Origin of the sequence: Pseudomonas sp. MD195_PC81_125 (assembly GCF_014060985.1) — a bacterium.
Classification (GTDB): domain Bacteria; phylum Pseudomonadota; class Gammaproteobacteria; order Pseudomonadales; family Pseudomonadaceae; genus Aquipseudomonas; species Aquipseudomonas parakoreensis.
Genome location: NZ_JABULD010000423.1, coordinates 1 through 7,435, shown reverse-complemented (window position 1 = coordinate 7,435; position 7,435 = coordinate 1). Strand labels below are relative to the sequence as shown.

General features: G+C 63.3%; 4 protein-coding genes and 1 pseudogene. 4 read left to right on the top strand and 1 reads right to left on the bottom strand.

All coding sequences use genetic code 11. The features are described from left to right. Positions 1 to 62: 62 nt before the first annotated feature. Positions 63 to 2,975: an aminotransferase gene (locus HT737_RS17240; RefSeq protein ID WP_182403407.1), complete on the bottom strand. Its 2,913-nt coding sequence runs from the start codon at positions 2,973 to 2,975 to the stop codon at positions 63 to 65. Between the two features lie 146 nt (positions 2,976 to 3,121). Here HT737_RS17240 and rfbC point away from each other — a divergent pair. The 4 genes and pseudogenes from rfbC (at position 3,122) to HT737_RS17220 (ending at position 7,351) form a co-directional block, all read left to right on the top strand. Beyond that, positions 3,122 to 3,666 (top strand): annotated as a pseudogene (rfbC, locus tag HT737_RS17235) (dTDP-4-dehydrorhamnose 3,5-epimerase). 42 nt (positions 3,667 to 3,708) lie between these two features. Further along, positions 3,709 to 5,517: an ATP-binding protein gene (locus HT737_RS17230; RefSeq protein WP_041071297.1), complete on the top strand. Its 1,809-nt coding sequence runs from the start codon at positions 3,709 to 3,711 to the stop codon at positions 5,515 to 5,517. After that, positions 5,514 to 6,899: a sigma-54 dependent transcriptional regulator gene (locus HT737_RS17225; RefSeq protein ID WP_182403405.1), complete on the top strand. Its 1,386-nt coding sequence runs from the start codon at positions 5,514 to 5,516 to the stop codon at positions 6,897 to 6,899. Before HT737_RS17230 ends, HT737_RS17225 begins: the two co-directional genes overlap by 4 nt. Next, complete coding sequence (locus tag HT737_RS17220) at positions 6,896 to 7,351, top strand: YiiD C-terminal domain-containing protein (RefSeq protein WP_095667804.1); 456 nt, start codon at positions 6,896 to 6,898, stop codon at positions 7,349 to 7,351. The genes HT737_RS17225 and HT737_RS17220 overlap by 4 nt, the downstream gene beginning before the upstream one ends. Positions 7,352 to 7,435: the final 84 nt, after the last annotated feature.

The following is a 7,435-nucleotide window of genomic DNA, read 5'->3' as shown; positions in this document are numbered from 1 at the left end:
CTTGTTTTTCAAAAGCAAAAATCTAAAGATCGCACCTGCGGCAGCTCCTACAGGGGTCTGGTTTAGAGGCCTTCCTCGAGCACCCGATCCAGCATGTCGACAAAGAAATCCACACTGCGCCGCGAGGTGACCATCGGCGGTTTGATCTTGAGAATGTTCAGGTCATCCCCGGTCGGCTGCATGAAGATCCCCAGCTCGCGCAGGCGATCGCACAACAGCGTGGTCTCCTCGGTGGCCGGCTCCAGCGTCTCGCGGTTGCGGATCAGCTCCACCCCCAGATAGAAACCCGAACCATGCACCGCGCCCACCAGCGGATGTTTATCGATCAAGGCTTCCAGGCACGCCTTGAAATGCCCGCCCACCACCCGGGCGTTTTCCCAGAGCTTTTCTTCTTCCATCACATCCAGCACCGCCATGCCGATCTGGCAGCTCACCGGACTGCCGCCGGCCGACGAGAAGAAATAACCTTCAGCTTCCAGTGCCTCGGCGATTTCCCGACGCGTGATCACCGCGCCCAGCGGCTGACCGTTGCCCATGCCCTTGGCCATGCAGATGATGTCCGGCACCACGCCTTGCTCTTCGAAGCCCCAGAAGAAGTGGCCCATGCGCCCGTAACCGACCTGAACTTCGTCGGCGATGCACACCCCGCCCTGGGCCCGTACCAGCGCATAGACCTGTTTCAGATAAGTCGGCGGCAGCGAGATACCGCCAGCGTTGCCATACACCGGCTCGCAGATGAACCCGGCCAGTTGACGCCCCTGCGCGGCGATTTTCGCCAATTGCGTTTCGACGCTGCGTACATAATCCGGCGCAGAATCCAGGCCACGGAATTCGCCACGATAGAGGTTCGGCGCGGTCACCGGATGTACCCAGTCCGGACGGCTTTCCAGCGCTCGCGGGTTGTCGGCAACCGACGTCGACACCGCATCGGCGCCGACCGTCCAGCCGTGATAGGCCTCCAGCACGCTGAGCATGTCGCGGCCGCCGCTGTAGGCCCACGCCAGCCGGATCGCCAAGTCGTTGGCCTCACTGCCGCTGTTGACCAGAAACACCCGGTCCATGCCTTCCGGCGCCAGTTTCAGCAAACGCTCGGAAAACTCCGCCACCGCCGCATAGTTGAAGCGCGAGTTGGTGTTGAGCAGCGACCACTGCCGCGCCGCCACCTGCGCCATGCGCGGATGACCATGGCCAAGCACTGCGACGTTGTTGAGCATGTCGAGGTAGGAGCGACCCTGCATGTCGATCAGGTGATTGCGCCAGCCACGCTCGATGCGCGGTGGATCGACGTAATAATGTTTTTGCGTGCGGGCGAAACTGGCGTCACGTCGTTCGAGCAGGGTTTTGGCGTCCAGCTCCGGTTCGGCATCGCAGGCCAGCCCTAGCAGCGTGGCTGGCGAAGGACACAATGCCTGCCACGCGGCCGCGCGCGAAGGGCTGCAGAACAACGGCGCATCCAGCGACGCAACGCGGCTCAACTGCACCTTCAACGGGCCTTCGACGGAACCCAGCACCTGACCTTTGACCAGCGCCGCGCCACTGTGCAGCGAGGCGCTCACACCCCACAGGCGCACGCTGAGCCGGGGTCCGTCGAGTTGCAACACACCGTCCGCCGCGTGATGCAGCACACCGGCAAACGGCGCTTCCACCGCCGAACCCTGCGGCACGCGCAACTCAACGTGCAGCGGGAACGTCTGGGGCTCGACCGCACTGTCCGGTCGCGTCTGCGACAGGCGATATTGTCCGTAACGGCTCGCCGCCAGACCATGCGCGGCAGCGGCTTCGGTCAGCAACCGTTGATCAATGCCCGGTTGCTCCCAGTTGCCCGCTTCGAAGTGCGGACTCAGGACGCCAAGATCGATCAGCGCAAACTCCCGCCCGACCAGTTCCGGCAGCAGCGGCGCGAAACCTTCACCGCCAATGGCCGGCAGCGGCTGGCCGACTGCCGTGAGAATCGCCGCCTCCATCAGCGCCAGCGGCACCGAAGTCGCTACGTGGAAGATTTCCCACTCATGTTCAAGGTTGTCGCGGCTATAGGTGTTGCCCGGATCGATGCTGACCTGTTGCTCGCCACTGAGCACCAGCACCGCCGCCCGCGCCACGATCAACGGCCACAACGCCAGCAGCTCTTCATGTTGCAGCGGATTGACCGCGTGATAGGCCTGCACCGCCGGCAGAATCACAAACGGATCGCCGCCGGCATGGTGCAGCAGCGCCGCGCACGTCACCGACAGGTCAGTGATGCGCCAGGTGCGCACCAGATCACCGAAGTCGATCACGCCCTGCAATTGCCAATGACGCTTGGCATCGCGTTGCCAGACCGCATTATCGTCAGTGATGTCCATGTGGATCGCCTGCACCGGCAGCTTGTCCTGCAACGGCTGCAAGCGACGTTCGGCCTGCTCGGCGGCGCCTGCGATCAGTGCGCGCTGGCGTTCATCGTTGATCACCGGCAGCAGGTGGCTGATCAGCGCACTGGCATGGCGCGCGTCCCATTGCAGCGTGCGCTGCAGGCCCGGGTGATCGAAGCCGGCCAGGGCCAGATCCATCTCGCCACACAGCTGACCGAAACCGGCCACCACATCGTGGCCCAAGTGATCAAGATGCGTCAGCGGCTGACCTTCGATGTAGTCCAGCAGCCGCACATGCACCGGCTCGCCATCGGAGTCCAGCGACAGCAGATCCGCGCCATTGCTGGCCGGGATCACCCGGGGTACGTGCACTGACGAGTGTTCGGCAAGGTATTTGAGGCCTGCATGCTGAGCCTGCAACTCCACCAGTGCATAGTCGCCGCGGCAGATTTTCAGGACAAAGCGCCCGAGTTCACTGTCGACCCGATAGTTCAGATCCTGCTGACTGCCCAGCGCCTGTAACGTGCCGCTGAGCCCGTAATGCTCCGCCAACCACTGCCGGGCCTGCGCCTCAGAGACCTGTGGGCTGGGCAAACTGGCGCGATGAATCAACGTGGCAAGCGGCATGGGACGACCCCTGAAATTTTATTAGGCGCCTATATCGCCATTGCTACAGACGATGCGCAACCCCCGACCGGAGATATTCAAGCGCTCGCATCCGCCGGCACTTTGCGCAAGAATGTCGGCCATTCACACCTATCTGGAAAAACCTCATGAATGTAATCACCACCGATCTGCCCGGTGTTCTGATCATCGAACCCAAGGTATTTGGTGACGAGCGCGGCTTCTTCTACGAGAGTTTCAACGCCAAGGCGTTCCAGGAAGCGACCGGTCTGGACACCCAGTTCGTGCAAGACAACCATTCGCGCTCGCAGAAAGGCGTGCTGCGCGGTCTGCATTACCAGCTGCAAAATACCCAGGGCAAACTGGTTCGGGTCACTGCCGGCGAAGTGCTTGATGTGGCGGTGGACATTCGCCGCAGCTCGCCGCACTTCGGCAAATGGGTTGCCGTACGCCTGTCGGCCGAGAACCACCGCCAATTGTGGGTGCCGGAAGGTTCGCCCATGGCTTCGTGGTACTGAGCGAGTTCGCCGAATTCCTCTACAAGACCACCAACTACTACGATCCATCGTCCGAGCGCAGCATTCGCTGGGACGACCCCGCGCTGGGCATCGACTGGCAACTGGACGAAGCGCCGAAGCTGTCGGCCAAGGATCAGGTCGGCGCGCTGCTCAAGGACGCTGACGTCTTCGCCTGAGCCTGGGCATAATGCGCCTGTTCACTCAGGCGCATCCGGCTCATGAAACCTACCCTTCCCCGCAGACCCCGCTGGCGCAGCCTCGCTCTGCTGGCCCTGTGCCTGGCGCCGCTGCTATGGCCGCTTGAGCATCTGGCCGAGCGCTATTACCGCAGTGAACTGGCCGGGCAAAACCGCCAGACCCTCGACCTCTACGTTGCCAACCTGCTGGGTACCCTGCACCGTTATGAAGTGTTGCCGCAGATTCTCGGCGACCTGCCGGCCCTGCGCGCCGTACTCGGCGCACCGGACGACGGCGTTACCCAGGGCAATGCCAACCGCCTGCTGAAAAACATCGCCGCACAGACCGGCGCCGAAGTCATGTACCTGATGGACACCAGCGGCCAGACCCTGGCGGCGTCGAACTGGGACAAACACGACAGTTTCGTCGGACGCAATTTCGCTTTCCGTCCGTATTTCAGCGAAGCCATGGCTGGGCGTCTGGGACGCTTCTTCGGCCTCGGCACTACGTCGGCCAAACGCGGTTATTTCTTCGCCGCCGCCGTGCGCAATGGCGAAAAAATCATCGGCGTGCTGGTGATCAAGGTCGACCTCGATCACACCGAAAGCCTGTGGGGCAAAACCCCGGAACAACTGTTGGTGACCGACCATAACGGCGTGGTCATCCTCACCTCGCGTCCGGAGTGGCGTTTTCGTTCGACCCGGACATTGAGCGACACCGAACGCTCGGCGATCACCGCGATCCTGCCCTATCCGACCCGCGAGCCGCGTCCGCTGAACCTCAGCGAAAACGCCTGGTTGACGCAGACCGTGAACATCGCCGAAACCGGCTGGAGCGTCAGCATCCTTGCCCCGCGCACGCTGATCGATCGTCCGGTGCGCACCGTTGTCGCCATCGGTGGCGCCACGCTGTTGGTGGTGATGCTCCTGCTCGGTTTGATGATGCAGCGCCGTCGACATTACCTGGAACGTATTGCCTTCGAAGCCAAGGCCCGCCGTGAACTCGAAGGCCGGGTGGCGGAGCGGACCAGCGATCTGGAAGGTCTCAACCGCCGCCTCAAGCAGGAAGTGCTGGAGCGCGAACAGGCGCAGCAGGAGCTGGTACGGGCTCAGGACGATCTGGTCCAGGCCGGCAAACTCTCGGCACTGGGCACGATGTCGGCGAGCATCAGCCACGAGCTCAACCAGCCTCTGGCGGCGATCCGCAGTTACGCGGAAAACGCCGAAGTGCTGCTTGATCACCAACGCACCGAAGACGCCCGTGGCAACCTCAAACTGATCAGCGAACTGACCGGGCGCATGGCCTCGATCATCGCCCACCTGCGTGCCTTCGCCCGCCGCGACCGTCATGCTCCGGAAAGCGTGGCCCTGCAACCGGCGCTGGATGATGCATTGGCATTGCTGGCCAAGCGGCGCCGCAGCATGGAAGTCGAGCTGATCCGCGACCTGCCCGCCGCCACCCTCTGGGTCGAGGCCGGGGAAACCCGACTGCGCCAGGTGCTCGGCAATCTGCTGGCCAACGCCCTCGATGCGCTGACCGAAAAAGGCCCGCCGCGCAAACTGTGGCTGAGTGCCGAATCCACGGCCGAAGGCGTCAATCTGTACATTCGCGACAACGGCCCGGGCTTTTGCATGGAAGCCCTCGGCCGCGCCAGCGAGCCCTTCTACACCACCAAGACCCGCACTCAGGGCCTTGGTCTGGGGCTGGCGATCTGTGAAACCCTGATGCGCGCCTTCGGCGGCGAACTGTCGTTCGCCAACCACAAGCAAGGCGGCGCCTTGATCACCCTGCGGCTGCGCGCCGGTGCACCCGGGGTCAGCCTGCAACCGTCCGAGGATCGAAGTGCATGACCATCGACAATCGCATTCAGGTGGTGTTGATCGACGACGATCCGCACCTGCGTCAGGCCCTCGGCCAGACCCTGGACCTCGCCGGCCTGAAAATCCTTCCGCTGTCCGAAGCCAAAGGTCTCGCCGCGCAACTGGAGCGTGACTGGCCCGGCGTGGTGGTCAGCGATATCCGCATGCCAGGCATGGACGGCCTGGAACTGTTGAGCGAATTGCACGCTCAGGATCCGGAGCTGCCGGTGTTGCTGATCACCGGCCACGGCGACGTGCCGCTGGCAGTGCAGGCGATGCGGGCCGGCGCCTATGACTTTCTGGAAAAACCGTTCGCCAGCGATGCCCTGCTCGACAGCGTGCGCCGCGCCCTCGCCCTGCGCCGGCTGGTGCTGGACAACCGCAGCCTGCGTCTGGCCCTCAGCGACCGTAACGAATTGAGCGCGCGACTGGTCGGCCATTCGGCGCCGATGCTGCGCCTGCGCGAGCAGATCGGCGCACTGGCGGCGACCAAGGCCGACGTGCTGATTCTCGGTGAAACCGGCGCCGGCAAAGAGGTCGTGGCCCGTGCGTTGCACGATTTGTCGAGCCGGCGCAACGGCCCGTTCGTGGCGATCAACGCCGGCGCCCTGGCCGAATCGGTGGTCGAAAGCGAGCTGTTCGGGCATGAGCCGGGCGCGTTCACCGGGGCGCAGAAACGCCGGATCGGCAAGTTCGAATTCGCCAACGGCGGCACGCTGTTCCTCGATGAAATCGAAAGCATGAGCATGGACGTGCAGGTGAAACTGCTGCGCATGCTGCAAGAGCGGGTTGTAGAACGGCTGGGTGGCAATCAGTTGATCCCGCTGGACATCCGCGTCATCGCCGCGACCAAGGAAGACCTGCGGCAAGCCGCCGATCAAGGACGCTTCCGCGCCGACTTGTATTACCGCCTGAACGTGGCGCCGCTGCGCATCCCGCCACTGCGCGAACGCGGCGAAGATGCGCTGGTGCTGTTCCAGCATTACGCCGACGAAGCCAGCGCCCGCCATGGCCTGCCGCCGCACGAACTGCAACCGGCGCAACGCGCCTTGCTGTTGCGCCACACCTGGCCCGGCAATGTGCGCGAACTGCAGAACGCCGCCGAGCGTTTCGCCCTCGGTCTGGAGCTGGCGCTGGACAACAGTGGAAGTGAAGGCGGCGGCAGCGCCGTGGAAGTCATCAGTGGCGGCCTGAGCGAGCAGGTGGAAAACTTCGAGAAATCGTTGATTGCCGCCGAACTGGCGCGCTCCCACAGTTCGGTGCGCAGCCTCGCCGAAGCCCTGGGCATTCCGCGCAAGACCCTGCACGACAAACTGCGCAAGCACGGCTTGAATTTCGCCGACAGTAACACCCATGGAGACGACGCCGAATGAGCCGCGACAGTCGCTATCTGGAATCGGTACTGCATCACGACATTCCCCTGACCCGCGAGATGGGCCTCAAGGTCCTCGGCTGGCACGAGCAGCAATTGAGTCTGCACTTGCCGCTGGAGCCGAACGTCAATCACAAGAGCACCATGTTCGGCGGCAGTCTCTACTGCGGCGCGGTGCTGGCGGGTTGGGGCTGGCTGCACCTGCGCCTGAAGGAAGAAGGCATTGAAGACGGGCACATCGTGATTCAGGAAGGGCAAATCAGCTATCCGCTGCCCGTGACCGGTGATGCCACGGCGATTTGCCCGGCCCCGCAGGCAGCCGTCTGGAAGAAGTTTCTGGCGATGTATCAGCGCTATGGGCGCGCACGGTTGACGCTCAATACGCGAATCGTCAACACCGGGAGTGATGAAGATGCTGTGACGTTCAGCGGGCAATATGTTCTGCACCGCTGAAACAAAAGATCGCAGCCTTCGGCAGTTCCTGCAGGGAGATGCGAAATCCCCCTGTAGGAGCTGCCGCAGGCTTGCGATCTTTTT